At 46.4% G+C, this 18,077-nt stretch carries 14 protein-coding genes; all 14 read right to left on the bottom strand.

The genetic code is table 11. The features are described from left to right. Window positions 1-80 precede the first annotated feature (80 nt). A complete protein-coding gene (locus tag M1P97_RS02780; RefSeq protein WP_249388328.1) occupies window positions 81-4,085 on the bottom strand; it encodes an SUMF1/EgtB/PvdO family nonheme iron enzyme in 4,005 nt (1,334 codons plus the stop codon). A gap of 38 nt (window positions 4,086-4,123) precedes the next feature. Continuing rightward, complete coding sequence (locus M1P97_RS02775) at window positions 4,124-4,861, bottom strand: cupin domain-containing protein (protein ID WP_195374298.1); 738 nt, start codon at window positions 4,859-4,861, stop codon at window positions 4,124-4,126. Window positions 4,862-4,932: 71 nt separating this feature from the next. Beyond that, window positions 4,933-6,027 carry a chorismate transformation enzyme, FkbO/Hyg5 family gene (locus tag M1P97_RS02770; RefSeq protein WP_195374299.1) on the bottom strand — a complete coding sequence of 365 codons (1,095 nt, stop codon included), beginning with the start codon at window positions 6,025-6,027 and terminating at the stop codon, window positions 4,933-4,935. A 12-nt stretch (window positions 6,028-6,039) separates the two neighbouring features. After that, the gene (locus M1P97_RS02765; protein ID WP_195374300.1) at window positions 6,040-7,815 is read right to left on the bottom strand and encodes a YncE family protein; all 1,776 of its coding nucleotides are present in this window, start codon (window positions 7,813-7,815) and stop codon (window positions 6,040-6,042) included. A gap of 6 nt (window positions 7,816-7,821) precedes the next feature. Further along, window positions 7,822-8,631 carry an IclR family transcriptional regulator gene (locus tag M1P97_RS02760; RefSeq protein WP_195374301.1) on the bottom strand — a complete coding sequence of 270 codons (810 nt, stop codon included), beginning with the start codon at window positions 8,629-8,631 and terminating at the stop codon, window positions 7,822-7,824. A gap of 135 nt (window positions 8,632-8,766) precedes the next feature. Next, the gene (locus tag M1P97_RS02755) at window positions 8,767-9,864 is read right to left on the bottom strand and encodes an ABC transporter permease (RefSeq protein ID WP_249388327.1); all 1,098 of its coding nucleotides are present in this window, start codon (window positions 9,862-9,864) and stop codon (window positions 8,767-8,769) included. Window positions 9,865-9,873: 9 nt separating this feature from the next. Further along, window positions 9,874-10,989, bottom strand: coding sequence for an ABC transporter permease (locus M1P97_RS02750; RefSeq protein ID WP_249388326.1), 1,116 nt, complete (start codon window positions 10,987-10,989; stop codon window positions 9,874-9,876). Window position 10,990: 1 nt separating this feature from the next. After that, window positions 10,991-11,725, bottom strand: a complete 735-nt coding sequence (locus M1P97_RS02745) for an ABC transporter ATP-binding protein (RefSeq protein ID WP_249388325.1) — start codon at window positions 11,723-11,725, stop codon at window positions 10,991-10,993. Between the two features lie 199 nt (window positions 11,726-11,924). Continuing rightward, window positions 11,925-12,827 (bottom strand): ABC transporter ATP-binding protein, encoded by a 903-nt coding sequence (locus tag M1P97_RS02740; protein ID WP_249388324.1) that lies wholly within the window; start codon window positions 12,825-12,827, stop codon window positions 11,925-11,927. A 16-nt stretch (window positions 12,828-12,843) separates the two neighbouring features. Then, window positions 12,844-13,719, bottom strand: coding sequence for an HlyD family secretion protein (locus M1P97_RS02735; protein ID WP_195374316.1), 876 nt, complete (start codon window positions 13,717-13,719; stop codon window positions 12,844-12,846). Window positions 13,720-13,764: 45 nt separating this feature from the next. Continuing rightward, window positions 13,765-15,051: a TolC family protein gene (locus M1P97_RS02730; protein WP_249388323.1), complete on the bottom strand. Its 1,287-nt coding sequence runs from the start codon at window positions 15,049-15,051 to the stop codon at window positions 13,765-13,767. Further along, window positions 15,048-15,701: a TetR/AcrR family transcriptional regulator gene (locus M1P97_RS02725; RefSeq protein WP_249388322.1), complete on the bottom strand. Its 654-nt coding sequence runs from the start codon at window positions 15,699-15,701 to the stop codon at window positions 15,048-15,050. The genes M1P97_RS02730 and M1P97_RS02725 overlap by 4 nt, the downstream gene beginning before the upstream one ends. A gap of 150 nt (window positions 15,702-15,851) precedes the next feature. After that, the gene (locus tag M1P97_RS02720; RefSeq protein WP_394803873.1) at window positions 15,852-16,838 is read right to left on the bottom strand and encodes a glycoside hydrolase family 43 protein; all 987 of its coding nucleotides are present in this window, start codon (window positions 16,836-16,838) and stop codon (window positions 15,852-15,854) included. Window positions 16,839-16,864: 26 nt separating this feature from the next. After that, a complete protein-coding gene (locus tag M1P97_RS02715) occupies window positions 16,865-18,067 on the bottom strand; it encodes an L-serine ammonia-lyase (protein WP_195374309.1) in 1,203 nt (400 codons plus the stop codon). Window positions 18,068-18,077: the final 10 nt, after the last annotated feature.

Raw genomic sequence — 18,077 nt, 5'->3', positions numbered from 1 at the left:
AAGAATTTTCAATTAAGTGACCCCGGCTATTCCGGGGCCACCTAATAGATTTTATCTATGTCTAGGACATATCTTCTTGATTAGTCTTCGATTATTACACGGAAGCCTACGTTAAATACACGCTGATACGGATAGTACGCCTTACGTGCATAAGAAGTAGAGAACTTCGGACGTTCGATATATGAACCACCACGAACCACTTTATGGTCTGAAGTGACCTTAGCCTTTTCATTATAAGGATAAGGAACATAATCCGAACGAGTCCATTCTGAAACGTTACCGTGCATGTTATACAAACCGAACGGGTTAGCCTGGTAAACCTTGTCACCTGTCTGGATCAACTGACCGTCGTCTACACCTTCTTCTTTAGGCAGGTAAGTATAATACTTATACCAATAAGAGTTAGGTGACATCGGTTTCGGGTCTACTCCACTTACTGCGAACAGTAAAGTAGTCTTGTCGGCCAGGTTCTCGAATTTACCAAAGTCTGTATTCATGTCGCCATACCAGAAATCATTGTCGCTACCTGCGCGGCAAGCCCATTCCCATTGTGCTTCAGTAGGAAGCGTAATGTTCAAGCCGGTTTTTTCGCTCAGTTGCTTACAATATTCCATAGCATCGTTGTAGTTTACACGGATAACCGGTTGTTTCGGATCGTTAGCCGGATAACCCTGTACCACGTGGTCTTTCCACAACTGATCAACGAAACGGCTGTCGTGATCCGGATAGATAACGTTGAACTGTTCGTTCGTTACTTCCATTTCACCCATCCAGAATGCTTTACCGATCTTCACCTTGGCAGTAGGATAAGCATCCGATTCGCCACGATAGCTACCCATTACGAATTCACCAGCAGGGATACGAACGAAATTAATCTTTACACCCGGAGCGATTTCAACCTCTTTACGGTTGCTCGTTTCTTTTGCAAGCATTTCCTTGATAGCAGCCTTGTCGAACGGCCAACCTTTAGCCTTCACTGTCTTTTCCTTTACAGGAGCAGCCTTTTCAGGCATTACCGGAGTGATCGGACCCTGAGCTTTCAGATAGTCGGCGTAGTCGGCGATTTCTTTCTTCCAGTCTACACCCATGCCGTTAGCATATTTGTCGGTCAGTTCTTTACGACGCTGGATCTGATCGAATCCCTGGTAAGGAATGATTTCTTTACCCAATATATTAGCATCGAAGTAACCTTTATCAGGAGCGTTATAGTCGATCCAGTTGTACAGTTTCAACCATTCTTCATCTGTCAGCTTCACGTTGTGGTGACCCTTCTTCAGAATACGAACCAGTTCGCTTGTGTTAGGATGATATTCGTACGGCTGAAGAACAACCATATCACCTTCACCACCCTGACGGTGTACATACGGATGAATGTTCAGATATGATGTACCATAACCCAGTCTATCTTTCTTACCGCCACGCAGGTCGAATGCTTTACCTTCACCGTTGTGACAAGCGATACAAGCACGATCGAGGATTGGCTGAACTTCCAAATCGAAAGTGAATGAACGAACACCACCTTCAGGAGCCTTCAACGGAGTAGCTGCTTTCTGAGAAGCGATCACACGTTTAGGAATAGGTATCTGGTTCTGGTCTTCGTGACAACCGATACAAGATACTACTTCACCCGGCTGACCTGTAAACCAGCTACGCATCCACTGGATAGCTACACCATCCTTATCGATAGGCTGGATAGAGATCGGAGTGTTAGCCGGCACCTTGAAGATAACCGAACCGTCTTCTTCAACAGGAACAGTACCCAGGATACGTTTGATATCCCAACCACTCTGGATACCATGCCAGTTATGGTCTGAACGAGTTTTCACATAAGCATATTCGTAAGCATGCAGACGAAGTTCTTTTACTGTTCCGCGAGGAATACCACGCAAACCTTCACCTTCATAAATATCCTGAATGAATACAGTAGCCTCTTTCTGATCCAACTTAACACGGTCAGGAATTGCCGGAGGAGTTTTTGTTTCCTTCACCAGGATCGGGCTGATATAACCTTCACCTTCTGCCTGCATCAAACAAGTAACGTTGTCATAAACGTCCACCAGATAAAGTCCCCACAATGACTGCGGATCCAATTTAGCGGCAACCAGGAAGTATTTATCGCTCAAAGCTGTCGGTTTAACGAACTGCGGCCATACACCGTTTACCAGTTCGTCCTTGATCAGCTCCTGGATAGGACGGTTACGGTGAGGGATTTCCTGTACCATACCGTCAACGCTCTTACGTCCCTTGCTCGGATCGAATACGATCAGACGTCCTGAACGGGCAATACCGTGGTGACCGGAAATGATACCTACAAATGCAGATCCTTGTCCGGGTAACGGCTGAATATCGAATGTACTGTTCGGGAACATAGCGCCGCTACCATAAAGAGCTTTGTTTTCTGTTCCGTCCGGGTTCATGTGCATTACTATACGAGAATAGTAGTGAGTCAGGTCGGTGTACTCCCAACGAGTATACATTACACGTCCGTTGTTCATTACAACCGGATTCCAGTTGGCATCCTGGTCGAATGTCAAACGGCGCAGATTCTTATCCTTCGGAGTATAAAGAACCATGTTGCCGACAGGGTCATCACCGCTAACACAAGGTACACCCTGGTAACCGATGTTAGAGTTGGCGATAATACGTCCGTCAGGCAAGTATGTACCGTCATAGAATTCCAGATCCGGTTCTTCGTTTTCAACCAACTGCTTGCAGCCGGTTCCGTCCAGTTTCACTTCGAATACATTCCAACGTTTGTCCGGCATCAATGTCGTAAACATTACACGGTCTGCATCCCAGTGCATTCTCAGGTCGGCGATAGAGGCATCTTCTACTGAAGGGCGGAAGATACTCTTCATCTGCATGTTGCCACGCAGATCGCTCAACTCGACGATCTCAGCATTGAAACCGCTACGGCGTGCAGATTCCTGGTTACTCCAGTTATTAGCTTGTGTTCCCAGATCCGGTGCCATTGCCTGACGGGCAGTAGAACCTAACTTATAACGAACGGCTACGATCTTATCTGCATCCAATAACGGGTTACCCAAAAGGATAGCCTTTTTGTTACCCAAAGCCTTGCGGGCATTTGCCAATGCTTGTTCGTCGCCTTTATAAATACCGCTGAAACCTTTCTGTTCGAGTTGTACCAACTCGTTCAGCATCGGTTCGTATTTGGCAGCATCAAAACCTTTCTGCTTTTTCATATCCGCAAAAGCAAGTTTTATTGCTTCTACGTTCAACCATTCGAGGTCGTTCTGAACGGCATAAACATCCTGAATCTTTTCAAACAACTCCAGATATTTACGGATCTGTGTGTTTACATCCTTTTCGGAAGCGATCTGCTGGATAACACTTTTATAATATGAACCGTCTTTCAATTTGGTGATCAATGATTCTACCGCCTGTTTCTCGACAGAAGCATCGGGAGTGATTAACCAAGTATCCAGTCCGTCCATCATTGCACCTAACATACCGATCTGTCCGGGATATTTAGCGATCAATTCGTCGCCAACGAACTTAGGCACTACGTTCAATGCCTGGAAATATACGCTACCACCGGAAGAAGTATCGTCGATACCGACTTCAGCTTCAAAGCGGACATATTTTCCTTTCACCGGATAAACCAATGTACCATTTGCATGACAAAATACACCATGTTTGTATTCTTTACCGGCAATAAAGATCTCATGGTCGTAAGCATTCACATTCATTTTTGGTTTGGCCCAACCAGCCACACCATATTCGAAAGGAACTTCATCCAGCCATACGGAAGAGCCGTCGGCAGCAATCAAGCGGGCATTACCCCAAACAGCCTGGTCGTAATCAGAACCGTCCGGACCACCGGCAGTAATAAGCACCAGCTTATCCACGCCTTTCAAATCAACCGCAAACGGTTCTGCTTTTTCCTTATGCTTCTTCCAGGTGGAAATGACAGGCATATTGGCCTTCTGAAGCTCGTTGCGCAGTTCCGTCTTGGCTTTGATGGAGGCATCAATCCAAGTATCCACCTTTTTTGGCTTCGGGGCAGCCGAAGCAAAAAGGGAGGAGGATAAAAAGAGTGATACTAATAAAAAATATTTATTCATGTATCTTTAATAATAAGGTGTTAACAACTACAATTGGATTACAGAGCAGCCTTCGGGTTTGTAAAACGCAGACCGTCATTGTCGTGATAGCATGCCCATTCGTCAACGATAGCGCCTTCCGGACCAGCCATCATGAAGTGGAATGTTTCAAGTTCTTTCAAACGCAATACATCACCAACCTTCTGAACAACGAAATTCTTGCTCTTAATCGGTCCGTGGCCGGCAGGAATAGCAGGAGCGTTAGGAGTTTCATCACCAACTTCTGAGAAGTTGTAAACCCATCCCTTTTCAACCATCCATGATTCATGTTTAGCCGGGAATTTAGTTTTTACGTGAGCGTGTTCCGGGATCATCTGACCCGGAAGCAGATAGATAGCGTGAGCGAAGTATCCGTGTTCTGCATCGTTGATCCAGAAGATACCACCCATACCTACATTTTCAAAGTCGCCCAAACCGAAGTCTGTTACCCAGATGTCTTTAGCCATCAAGTCGGTGAAAGGAACACCATAGAATTCAAACATGTCTTTCATTGCTTTTAAAGCAACTTCCTGATCGAACTTGCCGTCTTTATAGAAATCGGCGTTTGTGTACTTTTTAGAATAAGTCATTTCTTTATTAGTTTTACAATTAGAATTTTTATCGCATTTGCATTGTTCAGTGCATCCGCCCTCTCCGTTGCAACAAGTAGCGTCACTTGTTTTGTTGCCAGTACATGCAACCATAGAACTTAATAAAAGTCCTACAGCCATTGTTTTAACACTTAATCCTTTTTTCATTTCGCTTTTAATTTATGTTAGTAATATTTGCTTTCTTTCGCCAAACGGTCAACATGATCCGGCAGAGGTTATCATAACACTGCAATCCCTTCAATCTCTATCAATAATTCATCCCTGCAAACATCTGCCCACATATAGGAGATGGGGATATTCAACTTATAATCATTCAACAGTCTTTCCGCTTCCTCATAGAATGACTTGTCTTTCAGATACACCCGGAGCATTTTCAATTTTGCCTCACCGATCAGTTCGGCTATATTCTCCATCGTGATATGAAGTTGACGCTCCAACCCTACTCCGATCAGGCTTTCTTCACCGCGGATGGCAGCCGTCCCGGAGATATAGATCAACTCGCGGTCACCGAAAGTCATGCTCTTTGCACGTTCAAACTTCGGAGTTGTCTTCTTACTGTTAGCCGCTTCCAACACTCCTTCCGAGTAAGCATGTGCGGCAATCTGCAACTTATTATCGATCGGAGTTGCGAAACAATCCGGGTTCGAGAACACGGCAGCATCCAGATCAACCAATACACCACCCAGGTTGGCACCGATACCCGTTGCGGCAGGATACCCATTCTCCCAGGTCGTCTTGGCATAGTACTCACTACGGGAGTTATTAAAAATCTGGTAATGCTGGTCATCACCATCGAATTTAGTGATCTGTTCGATATAATTCCACTGACGGATGATGCTGTTGATCGGGAAACCCTCTCTCCTCATCAAATCGGACACTAATCGGAATACTTCCTTCGATTGTACCTCGATACCAAAATTTATAACGTCGCCATGAAAACCTCCAGCAAACAGAAAACGGCCGCTGCCATTTTCCAGCACAACATACGGAAATGTTCCGATATGTTTATACGTAATATGATCTCCCGCATCGGGAGTATACGTATGGGCTTCAAGAATCAGTCCCCCGTTCAACGGCGGTTGAGACACATAGCTCAATACCGGCTCATGATTCCCATAATACTTACGAACCTTCTCACGTAGCAATATACGGCGTGAAACATACTGTTCGTTATCACTCGGCATACCGAAAAAGGCCAGCCTAAATATTTGTTTGTCCTGCGGAAGCTGGGCAAGCAGCTTATCAACCATTTCTCCAAATTCCGCTTTTTCAGTAGTGTAAATGTTGTATTCTATCTTATCGCAATAATTCATCGATTCCTCCTATTAGAGTGAGTTTACATATTCAGTTAAGGCCTCAATATCTTTTTTGGAAACTTTCTTGTCGATACCGTGCTTATGCACTTCGAACACTTCTTCCATTGTGGCGGCACGTCCGTCGAAAAGATATGGAGCCGTACGCCATACTTCTCGCAATGTCGGAGTGTCCCATCCCTTTTCAAATTCTATATCTTCGCCGATGCGATGATATTTCATATCCGTATAATAAGGACCGCTATGGCAGTCGCCGCAACCAAGTTTGTCAAACACCTTACGTCCGTCTTTTGCCTTGTCGGACAATTCTCCATTCACCAGATAAGGACTGGGTACCGGACGCAGCGATTTCAGATATTCATCCACACACACTGCATCTTCTTCCGTAATATCAAAAAATTGAATGAAATTATATCCTGCACGTACGGCAATCTCCGCATGGGCACGGATACCGGAAATCATATTGGGAGGTGTAACATGGCTAAACAACAAACTTTTACAGTTCTTGGAGTTACCCACACCGTCGTTCATCAAGTCCCAGTTCATACCGTCCGTACGGGCGTCTCCCGGGTGGCAACCGTTACAACTCTGCCAGTTCTGGAAACAATGAGAGGCATCGTTGAAATATTTCTCTCCTTTATTGATGTCAGACTCCGTACGCCCCGGATTCAGTTCGGTAGCTGTTACCTCATGGGTATTGATATTTACTACGTTCAGTACGTCCGCAAAATAGGTCGGAAGGATCAGCTTATCGGCTGTCAGCGCCATAGTACGGGGACCGTTACCCTGCAAAGGAACACGTTCGCGGATACCATAGAGGAAGTTCAGGTCATAATCCAACATCGCTTTATTTGGATAGTTCTCAAACTTTTCGCGTAATGCAGGATGATCGATCACACTTATCTCATGGGTTCCCGAATGGGAAATAAAGATAGACTCTTCATTACAATCAATACTCCAGATTCCTGCAGCTCCCCTTTCCGGTTCGTCTACAACCACGGCGCCCACAAACTCTTGCTTGTCGGTATCGATCACACTGAAAGCACTGGTATTCATCCAACCCTGCTGTAACTGTGAAGTCGGTACGGTAAAACGTCCCAAGTTATGGGAAACATAGATGTACTTACCATCCGGAGTGATACAGATACCACGCAATGCATTACTACCGTTAGCCAGTTTAATATCTTTAATCTTGGTGAAACCGTCCATCTCGATAACGGAAACACAAGCTGCAACGTAATCCAAGTCAGCCCGCTGTGCCGGAAGAAAGTTAGTAACATACATGTATTTACCATCTTTACTGAATACAGCCGACTTCGGTTCACGAAGTACTTTCACCGTACGCAGCACTTTATGATTGACCGGATCGATCTCCGATACGCTGTTATCGAACTGATTGCAAACATAAACAGTCTTCTTATCCGGTCCGAACATCGGATGGCAGGCTCCCGAACCTGTCGGTATAGCAGCTTCTATCCTACCCGATTCCAACAGCAATATCTGCAACTTTCCCGTATTTTCAAAAGTTGTTACATAAGCCTTATCTCCATCGACAAGGATACCTGTCGGTGTTTCGTCCATAGGATAAGAGCGCAACAATTGTTTACCATCGGCAGAGAAAATATCCACCCGCTTCAAGCCTTTTTCCGTCAGAAGCATTTCTCCCTTATCATTCAGCTTGATGTCTGTGGTGAAAAATGGTGGGTTGTCAGCTGAAGCAAAGGAGATGCAACAGCTGACAAAACAAGCCACCAATGAGCTTTTAAACATGTATTTCCGTGTGTTCATGGTATGTTATTTTTTTATGTTCTTACTATATCCTAACTCAGCAGAGATAGATTGTACTACCTCCTTAATATTAGCGACCGTCGAACGAAATATCTCATTAGTCAACCGGTCTTTAGGACCGGATATCCAAATAGCCCCACAAGGATAACCTGTATAGTTAAAAATGGGAGCGCCTACACAAATCACTCCGTTTAGCTCTTCTTCATTATCCATAGCATAACCAACCTTGCGAACTTTTTCCAGTTCCTCCAAATAGGCTTCACGTGTAGTTATTGTTCGGGAATTATACTTTGCAAAAGTCATATACGACAAATAACGGTCACGAACCGTATTCGGCAGATAGGCCATGATAGCTTTTCCCGGTGCTGAGCAGTGCAGTTCAAAAGGTTTCCCCGGCGACAGGACGAAGCGGAACGTATGATGTCCCTGTGCCTGCTCGATAAAAATACCCTTTTCATTTCCTAGTACACCAAAACAGGCAGTCTCCCCCACTTTATCGCGCAACTCACGCAAACGAGGCAAAACTGTTTCCAGTAAATTGTGTTCATTCAACGATCTGAAGCCCAAAGTTAGCAATTTTCTCGACAACTTATAGCGCTTCGTATCCTCATTATAGTTAAGATAATCCAAACGAACCAATGTATTCAAAATACGATAAGCAGTTGTTTGTGAGATATCCAACTTACTCTTAATATCCTGCAGCGTCTCACCCTGTGGGCGGAGCGAAAGATATTCAAGCACCGCAATCCCCTTTTCAAGATTAGGCACCTTATAATTCTCTTCTCCTTTTTCCATATTTGGAATAACGCTTTCCATATTTGAAATATTGTTTCAGATTTGAATCAAATATAAAAGAGTCGCGTTAAAAACAGCCATGATCTGTGTAAAATTTGGTTAAGTATGCTGTAAAGCATATAAAAGGTCAAAGTTTTATTTTCAAACCTGTCAGGTTTATTTTTTCCTGTAACTGACAACCGCCAGCACATTAAATAAAACAGCAAAAAGACAAACTATAATAAAATGTCCGCTCAGGTCTGAAAATGTACTTCCTTTCAGGTAAACCATACGCATTGTTTCCACAAAATAACGGACCGGGTTGAACAAGGTTATATTCTGCGCCCATTGCGGCATACTGCTGATCGGTGTAAAAAGCCCGCTTAGCAGTGCAAAGATAATCAAAAAAAAGAAAGCAGTAAACATAGCTTGTTGCTGGGTGGATGATATTGACGAGATAGCCAACCCAAAACCGGTAAAAGCGATCAGATAAACAGCAGCAAACAAGTAAATAATCCCCATATTCCCTATCGGCACCAAACCATATATTATCCAAGCCACAAGCGCACCGATAGTCAGCAGTATAAAGCCGATAATCCAGAAAGGTATCAATTTAGAGAGCAGGAACAAGGTTTTAGGGACAGGGGTTACATTTATCTGTTCGATAGTCCCTTTTTCCTTTTCACTGACGATATTCAGCGCTGAAAGAAAACCTCCGATAATCGTAAGCAGAAAAACCATGATACCGGGAACCATATAGTTCTTATAATTCAGATGCGGGTTAAACAGATTCGTGGAGCGAATACCGCCACTGAAAGCCGAACCGGAAGTAAAACCTTTCTCCTGGTTAAAGTCCTGAATGATCTGGGATAGGTAAGAGCTTCCCATCCCTCCTTTCGTACCGTTTACGGCGTTGGCGGCAACCAATACTTCGGCCTGCCCTTCACGTCCCAGATCCTTTTCTAAGTTGACGGGTATTTCCAGCAAAACGTCAGCCTCGTTGCTCTCTATGGAGCCGATTGCCTGGTCGTAACTGAAAGAGACATTCGTCAGACGGAAATAGCCGGACGAAAGTATTTTCTCCGTCAGCTGGGTGGATAAGACCGTATGGTCATTGTCTATCACTCCCAGATTGATATTACGCATCTCAAAGTTTGCCGCAAAAGGCAGGATAATCAGCTGCATCAACGGAACCAGGAAGATGATCCGGGGTAAGAACCGGTCACGTTTGATCTGTTTGAATTCCTTTTCAAGTAAATATCGTAATGTTCTCATAACTTTCTATCATAAACGGGTCTTAAAACGCTTTACACTAAGTATTACCAGCAAAACGGCCATCAGCAAGAGGATACCGATCTCTTTCATAATCGCACCGGCTCCAAGTCCTTTTATCATCACATCCTTTACGGCGATGATATACCATTTAGCAGGTACGATATTCGAGAGCCATTGCAGGATATCGGGCATATTTTCTATCGGGAACATCATACCGCTAAGCAGGATCACAGGAAGCATTAATACCATAGCACTGATCAGCATAGCAGCCTGTTGCGTGTCGACTATCGTGGAGATCAATAGTCCGAGACAAAGAGAAACCAATGCATACAGGATGGAGATGGAAAACAACAGCGTCAGACTGCCCGCTATCGGCACTTTCAATAGGAAGTAAGACAAACAAAGAATGGTTGCGATATTCACAATACTGAGCAATAGATAAGGGGCTGCTTTAGCTAAAATTATGTAAATTGGTTTCATGGGAGAAACCAGTAATATTTCCATTGTCCCCATCTCTTTTTCCTTTACGATACCGACCGAAGTCATCAGGGCACAGATCAGGATCAGGATCAATCCCATCACACCGGGCACGAAGTTATAGGCTCCTTTCATCATCGGGTTATACAGGAGATGAACTACCGGGACAATCCCGGCCTGAGACAATCCGCTACCGTCTGAGGGTTGCAATAATTTGCCTTGTATTTCGGCTTTGGCTGAAGCGATAACAGCGGTTGCATAAGATGTCAGCTGTGTTGCCTCATTCGGATCGGTCGCATCTGCCAGTAACTGAACGGATGCGTCCGGAGTCGACGCATACTGAACGGGGAAAATAACTACCAACTTCACTTTGCCTTGCTTAAACAGGGATTGGGCTTCTTCTTCGCTACCGATCATCTTATACAGGTTAAAATACTCACTTGCACCCAAATGCTCGGTAATCTTCCTGCTCACTTCATCCCGACTCTGATCGAATATGGCGATAGGAACGCTTTTTATTTCCGTGGTGATCGCATAGCCGAACAGGATGATCAGGATAATAGGCATCGCCAGCAGGATCATCATAGTCCGTTTGTCACGGAAGATATGATAAAACTCTTTACGTATAAAAGATAGAAACTGTTTCATACTATTCACCTCGTTTGGCCTTTCGTGCCAGGGCATGAAAGACTTCGTTCATATTATCGGCTTTGAAAGCGGCTTTCAGTGCAGCCGGACTGTCGAGAGCCTCGATCTTTCCATCCACCATAATGGAGACACGGTTGCAATATTCAGCCTCATCCATATAATGGGTGGTCACAAACACAGTGATATGCCGTTCAGCCGCCTGATAGATCAACTCCCAGAACTGACGGCGGGTTACCGGGTCGACTCCTCCCGTAGGTTCATCCAGGAACACGATACGGGGTTCGTGAATAATAGCGACGGAGAAGGCCAACTTCTGTTTCCAACCCAAAGGTAAGGCATCGACAAGCGTATTCCGTTCGGCTTCCAGATTCAATACCGCAAGCAGTTCGTCCGTCTTGGCGGCTAGCTTTTTCTCCGGCAGACCGTAAATACCGCCAAACAGACGGATATTCTCCCACACTTTCAGATCGCCATAGAGGGAAAACTTCTGACTCATATAGCCGATATGCCGTTTGATCTGTTCGGTCTCCTTATATACATCGAAACCTGCGACACGGGCTTCACCGGAAGTCGGGGTGGACAGTCCGCACAGCATACGCATGGCTGTTGTCTTCCCGGCTCCATTGGCTCCTAGGAAACCGAAGATCTCCCCCTGGCCTACCTCGAAGCTGATATGATCGACAGCCGTAAAGGTTCCGAAGCGCTTGGTCAGATTGTTTGTTTCTATTACGTTCATTATATATCGATATTAATGCTTCTTTTATAGTTGCAATGAATTTCACACAAAGTAGGCGAACTCCGATTCAACAGAGTGCTTTGCCAATACTTTGCCATGCCTTTGGCAAAACATTGCCATGCTATTGGCAAACTTCTGCCATGCTTATGGCAAGGCCCTGCCATCCTATTGGCAAAACATTGCCTTCCCAATGGCAAAATCACAAAGCCATGAAGCAATCTTCCACACTAGGCATTACCGGTTCTATCACCACGTCAGTATACCCTTTATTCCTCAGGAACTGCTTCAAGGCATCCATCTCCTTCCCGTTTTCTTTCAGGGTGAGATGATGTGCATCACCAAAAGCATAACAGGAATACGTTCCGGGGAAAGCGCGAAGGTCGACCAACAGCTTATACATAGCCGACGAACGCACAGTCCACAGCTGCCTACCGAAGGAGGAACGGATGCCTGCCGGTGTATCGACGGACAGGCACCGGCCGGAACGCATCAATGCGATGCGATCGCAACGGGAAGCTTCATCCATGTAAGGCGTAGAGACAAGGATCGTTATCCCCTGCTTCTTCAGGCGATCCAGCATATCCCAGAACTCCACACGGGATACAGGATCGACACCGGTTGTCGGCTCATCCAGGAAAAGGACTTCCGGGCGATGGATCAGGGCACAGCACAACGCCAGCTTCTGCTTCATCCCTCCCGATAGTTTTCCGGCTTTCCGCTTCTTGAAGGGTTCGATCTGCACATAGATGTCGCGCACCAGTTCATAGTTTTCTTCTACTGTCGTATTGAATACGGTTGCAAAGAAATTCAGATTTTCTTCGACGGACAGGTCCTGATAGAGCGAAAAGCGTCCCGGCATATAACCGACTATCGTACGGATCTTCTTATAATCGCGCACCACATCCAGACCGCAAACCGTTGCCGTCCCTTGATCTGCCAGCAACAGTGTGGTCAGTATACGGAACAAAGAAGTCTTACCGGCACCGTCCGGCCCGATCAGTCCGAAGAGTTCTCCGGAATGAATCTTCAAAGAAATTTCCTGCAGAGCCTCCACATCCCCATAATTCTTTGACACCCTCTCAAGCCCAACCTCATTATTCATTATTAATTATTCATTATTAATTAAACCCCGTTTCCCCATACTGCCCGATCTTCAGATAGCCGTCATTCTTCACGGCGATCTTGATGGCATAGACCAGATTGGCACGTTCGTCTTTGGTCTGTATGCCTTTCGGAGTAAACTCCGACTTATCCGATATCCAGGTGATAGTGCCCGGATACTCCCGGCGGTCGCTTTCACCATAGTCGGCAAAGACGCGGACAGCCTGTCCCTGTTTCAATGTAGAAAGCTGGTCGGCCGTGATATAGGCACGAAGATAAAGCAGGTCGGTATCCGCTATTTTATATAAAGGCTTACCGGCAGCCGTCACTTCACCCGGTTCGGCATACTTCACCAGGACAGTTCCGGCCCGAGGATTCACGATCCGGCTTTTCTGCAACTGGTCGTCCAATTGCATGATCTGGTAAAGGATACTTTCGGCTTCCGCGTCGGCACCTCCGGTCGTTTTGTTCAGGGTCGAATATTGTGCATCCAGTTGTTTCTGCAAGTATTTGATATTGTTTACGATATCGTCTACCTGCTTTTGGTTGCCCGCCTTGGCTTTCACCAGGTTCTCCATACGCTGCTGCTCGGTACGGGCGGTAGCTATCTGTTGTTCGAGGGCGGCGATCTGTTTACGGATATCCGGTTTACGTACGTCTACGGAACGCAAACCGGCAGCCAACTGCATCTTCTTCAGATACAACTGCGTACTATCCACATAGCCCAACATTGCTCCGGCATCGAGGCGGTCGCCCTCCTCTATATTCAGTTCCATAATCTTCCCGTTAGCTTCGGACGATACCAGTATTTCGGTCGCCTCAAAGGTTCCGGTGGCATCGAAGTTATTGTCTCCTCTGTTACATGCTGCCAGACAGAACAATGCTGTTGCCATCAATGTATAATAACTCAAACCTTTCATCTCATTATTCATTATTAATTAATTCGTCGTGTACATATAATTATAGACAGCATTCAGATGCTGGATACGGTGGGCGGCGGCAGACTGTTTAGCCAAGTCTTCCGCATTGATCTCGCGGATCAGGTCGGTGACGGAGATCACGCCGTTAGCCAACTTCACCTCCGCGGCATTCTTGATACTGGTACGTAGCCGGATTATTTCGTCATCCGCCTTCATCAGGTCGGCCATCTTCTGTATCTCCGTATTCTGCTGCATCAGTTGCAACGAGGTATTGAACAGGAATGTTTCACGCTGAACTTCTATCTGCTGAAGATTGGTCGACACCTTACGGCGGTCGTTCTTTAAGGTATATAGCTTACCCATATTCCAGGAAAGACGTACACCTGCAATATAGAAGGGATTAAAGCTATCCTCCAACATATTCAATCCCGGCCGGCCGTATCCCCCCTGCACGAATGCACCGATACGAGGCATCAGGCCACTGGTGATCTGTTTGTTCTGAACCTCCAGCAAACGGCTTCTGGCATCCAGTGCGCGTAATTCGGGACGATCGATCTCAGCCGACAACGGATTACCCGGCACGGCAGGAATCTCCAGCACCCTGTCTTTGTCATAAGGTTTCCCGATCAGTGCACTCAACATCCTGCCGAAAGCCACCCGCGATGCTTTCAATTCGATCTCCTTCTGGCGGGCATTCAATAATTCGACCTCCATACTTTCGCGATCGGACTGGTTGGCCACACCATTTTCCATCATTGCCGTTATCCGGTCGATATTGATTTGTAACTCCTTTTGAAGCAGTGCATTCTGGCGGATCAGTTCTTCCTGGAGCAGACAACCGAAATAAAGCTGGTTCACACGGTCGTTCAAGGTATAAAGATCGCTTTCCAGTTGTTCCCGGTCTGCGACGGCCTGCGCTTTCGTCAGTTGCCGGGTGGTGTGGATGGTTCCGCCATCCCATATATTCTGATTCACCTCGGCCAATACCTGATACTGATCTTTGCTTAAAGTCGGGATATCGAGTCCCGGCATAACAACCGACAGCTTTTCGGTGTCGAAAGGAAGCTTGGTCACTTCGCTCTGATAGGTCGCTTTCGCATTTACAGTCAGTTGGGGTAACCATCCTTTTCCTGCATTAGACAGGTTATATTGCTCGGTCTGTCCGATCAGGCCATACTGGCGTATCTGGGGAAAGTTGGCACGGGCCCATTCATAACATTGTGCCAGTGTAACCGTCTCCTGCCCTTTCGCAATCCCCGACAGCAGGGGAAAGCATAAGAATAAGATCATGCGAATCCGTTTCATTGAAGTATCTGTTTATTCGGTGTATTATTGTCCGGAGTCAATAACCGGATCATTATATCGGTAACGAACGGGATACGTTCCTGTAAAAAAGCTTCGTATTTGCCTGCATCCCCTTCCATAAAAACAGCCGTAAACGGGTTTCTCACCAACATCGGGAAGACCAGCAGGCTTATCAAAGTAGTAGCCACATAATATACGGGAAGTTTCTTTAGCACCCCATTCTCCATTTCGTCTTCCAACTGCCTGCGCATACGAATGAACGGCTGTACCCGGACGGGGTTTTTCAATATGGAACGATAGATATGCTCCGGATCGCGCTGCAGCTCGTTAATAACAAAGATAGGGAACAGCGGATTACGCTGTAATGTCTTTACATACTGGTCGATAATCTTCGGTAGCTTCTCCATAAAAGAGGTATTCTCTTCCATTATCGCTCCCAAATTGGGAAGCAAGGCTCCCATCAACTGATCGAAGATTGCATCGAACAGCATTTCTTTCGTGCGATAATAATAATGTAAGGCGGTACGGCCGATGCCTGCCTTGGCAGCTACATCCCCCATCTTAGTCGCTTCATATCCTTTCGTCACAAAGACCTGTTTTGCAGCTTCCAATATCCGGCTTTCCATCGTGATTGCTTCTTCTTTACTCATTGTATATCTTGCTTTTACTATATTTGCCACTACTGTCTGTCAATTATGTTTGACACATTTGTTTGACAGATATGTCAAAGGTAGTGTAAAAAAATAAGGATGCAGCTACTGCACCCTTATTTTAATATCTTTTATACAATGGAGGAAAACTTATTTTATCTTTCTTTCCGCTACCCCTTCGAAGGTCATCTTTACCGGATTGATGTATCCATCCTTATCGAAAGTCATCTTATCGATACAAGTCGCCCGGTGGTCGCGTCCCGTATCGTTCAGCGGACGGCGGTGGTAAACGATATAATAATCTTCCGAATTCGGCACATGCATCACGGAATGATGGCCGGCACTGGTTGCTACTGCCGGATCCTGCTGAAGTATCGTGGCAATCCGGTTGAACGGTCCGAAAGGAGAATCGGCAATGGCATAAGCGACACAATAGTCGGGACCGCCCCAGCCGCCTTCGCTCCACATGAAATAGTATTTACCGTTCTTCTTAAACATGAACGGGCCTTCCACATAGTTCTCCGGTGTTATTTCCTTATAGATAGTTCCGTCTTCAAACGGCACCAGCCCGGTAAAGTCGTCGTTCAACTGCACAACATTACAATGTCCCCAACCGCCATAATACATATAATAACGGTCGCCATCCTTAAACACGAACTGGTCGATAGGCTGCGCCCCGTTGACGATCTCGTTGATAAGCGGCTTTCCGATCAGATCCTTGTACGGACCTTCGGGCCGATCGCTGACAGCAACACCGATACCGCCCACTTCCCCTTCATGCACATCGTTCGCACCGAAGAAGAAATAATACTTGCCGTCTTTACTGATCACAGACGGTGCCCACATGGCACGCTTTGCCCACTTCACCTCGGTCGTATCGAGAATGGAAGAATGCTTCGTCCAGTTCACCAGGTCTTTAGAAGAGAAACAGTCGAAGAAGGTCTGGTTCTCATATAGATCACTCCAAGTAGGATAAATCCAATAGGTATCATCATAAATAATACCTTCAGGGTCTGCATACCATCCTTCAAACACAGGGTTGCCACTTTTCGCCACCTCTGCCGACTGCTGTTTCGGTTGTCCGCAAGCCGACATCAGGGCAGCGGTACAAACAGCTATAACACAACTTTTATTCATATAAATATAGGTTTACTATAATAGTCTTAATCTCCGTACTTCTTGGCCAGGCCGCCTTCGGAAGTTTCCTTATACAGACTGGGCAGGTCGTTACCCGTCTGACGCATCACTTCCACTACCTGGTCGAAACTCACCCGGTGTTTTCCGTCTGAGAAGTTCGAAAAGGTATTTGCATCCAGTGCACGTGCGGCAGCAAACGCATTACGCTCGATACAAGGTATCTGCACCAGTCCGCAAACCGGATCGCAAGTCAGCCCCAGGTGATGCTCCAATCCCATCTCGGCGGCATACTCGATCTGTGCGGGCGTTCCACCGAACAACTGGCTGGCAGCGGCCGCAGCCATCGCACAGGCAACTCCCACCTCACCCTGGCAACCAACTTCAGCACCGGATACCGATGCATTCGTACGGACCACATTTCCGAACAACCCGGCAGTAGCTAATGCACGCAGGATACGCGAATCGCGGAAGTCGCGGGTATCTTTCAGGTGATACAATACAGCCGGCAACACGCCACAGGAGCCACAGGTAGGAGCCGTCACAATCCTTCCCCCGCTGGCATTCTCTTCGGAAACGGCCAACGCGAAAGCATATACCATTCCGCGGCTTTTGATGCTACTGCCGTATCCTTTGGCACGGATCAGGTAGTCGGATGCCTTACGACGTATGCCCAGGCCACCCGGCAGGATACCTTCCGCTTCCAGACCGTTGAGCACAGCCTGTTGCATCACCTCCCATACCTCGGCCAGATAATCCCATATCTGCGGGCCTTCGCATTGCTCCACATATTCCCAGTAAGAATGACCGGTCTTTTCGCACCAAGCCTGGATATCCTTGATGGTACTCATTTCGTAGACTTTGGCAGTCTTCAACTCGTTAAAAATCTCGTTGGCAAGCGTGCCGCCGCCGATACTGTATACGGTCCATGCTTCCAGCCTCTCGTCTTTATCGTTGAACGACTCAAACAGCATCCCGTTCGGGTGGAACGGCAGGAATATTTTAGGTTCCCAGGTAATATTCGTCGGAGCCACGGGTTGCAGCACTTCCAGAATGCCGGCATCCGTCATGTGCCCCTTTCCGGTAGCAGCCAAGCTACCATACAACGTTACATTGAAACGTGCAGCCTGCCGGTTACGTTCCAAAAACATCCGCGAAGCACGTATCGGCCCCATCGTGTGGCTACTCGACGGGCCATGGCCGATCCGGTATATCTGTTTGATAGATTCCATTTTTCAGTTT

It is taken from the genome of Parabacteroides leei, from assembly GCF_023369805.1.
Lineage (GTDB): Bacteria > Bacteroidota > Bacteroidia > Bacteroidales > Tannerellaceae > Parabacteroides > Parabacteroides leei.
Note: the sequence above shows the minus strand (reverse complement) of the source record. Positions and strands in the feature narration are given on the sequence as shown.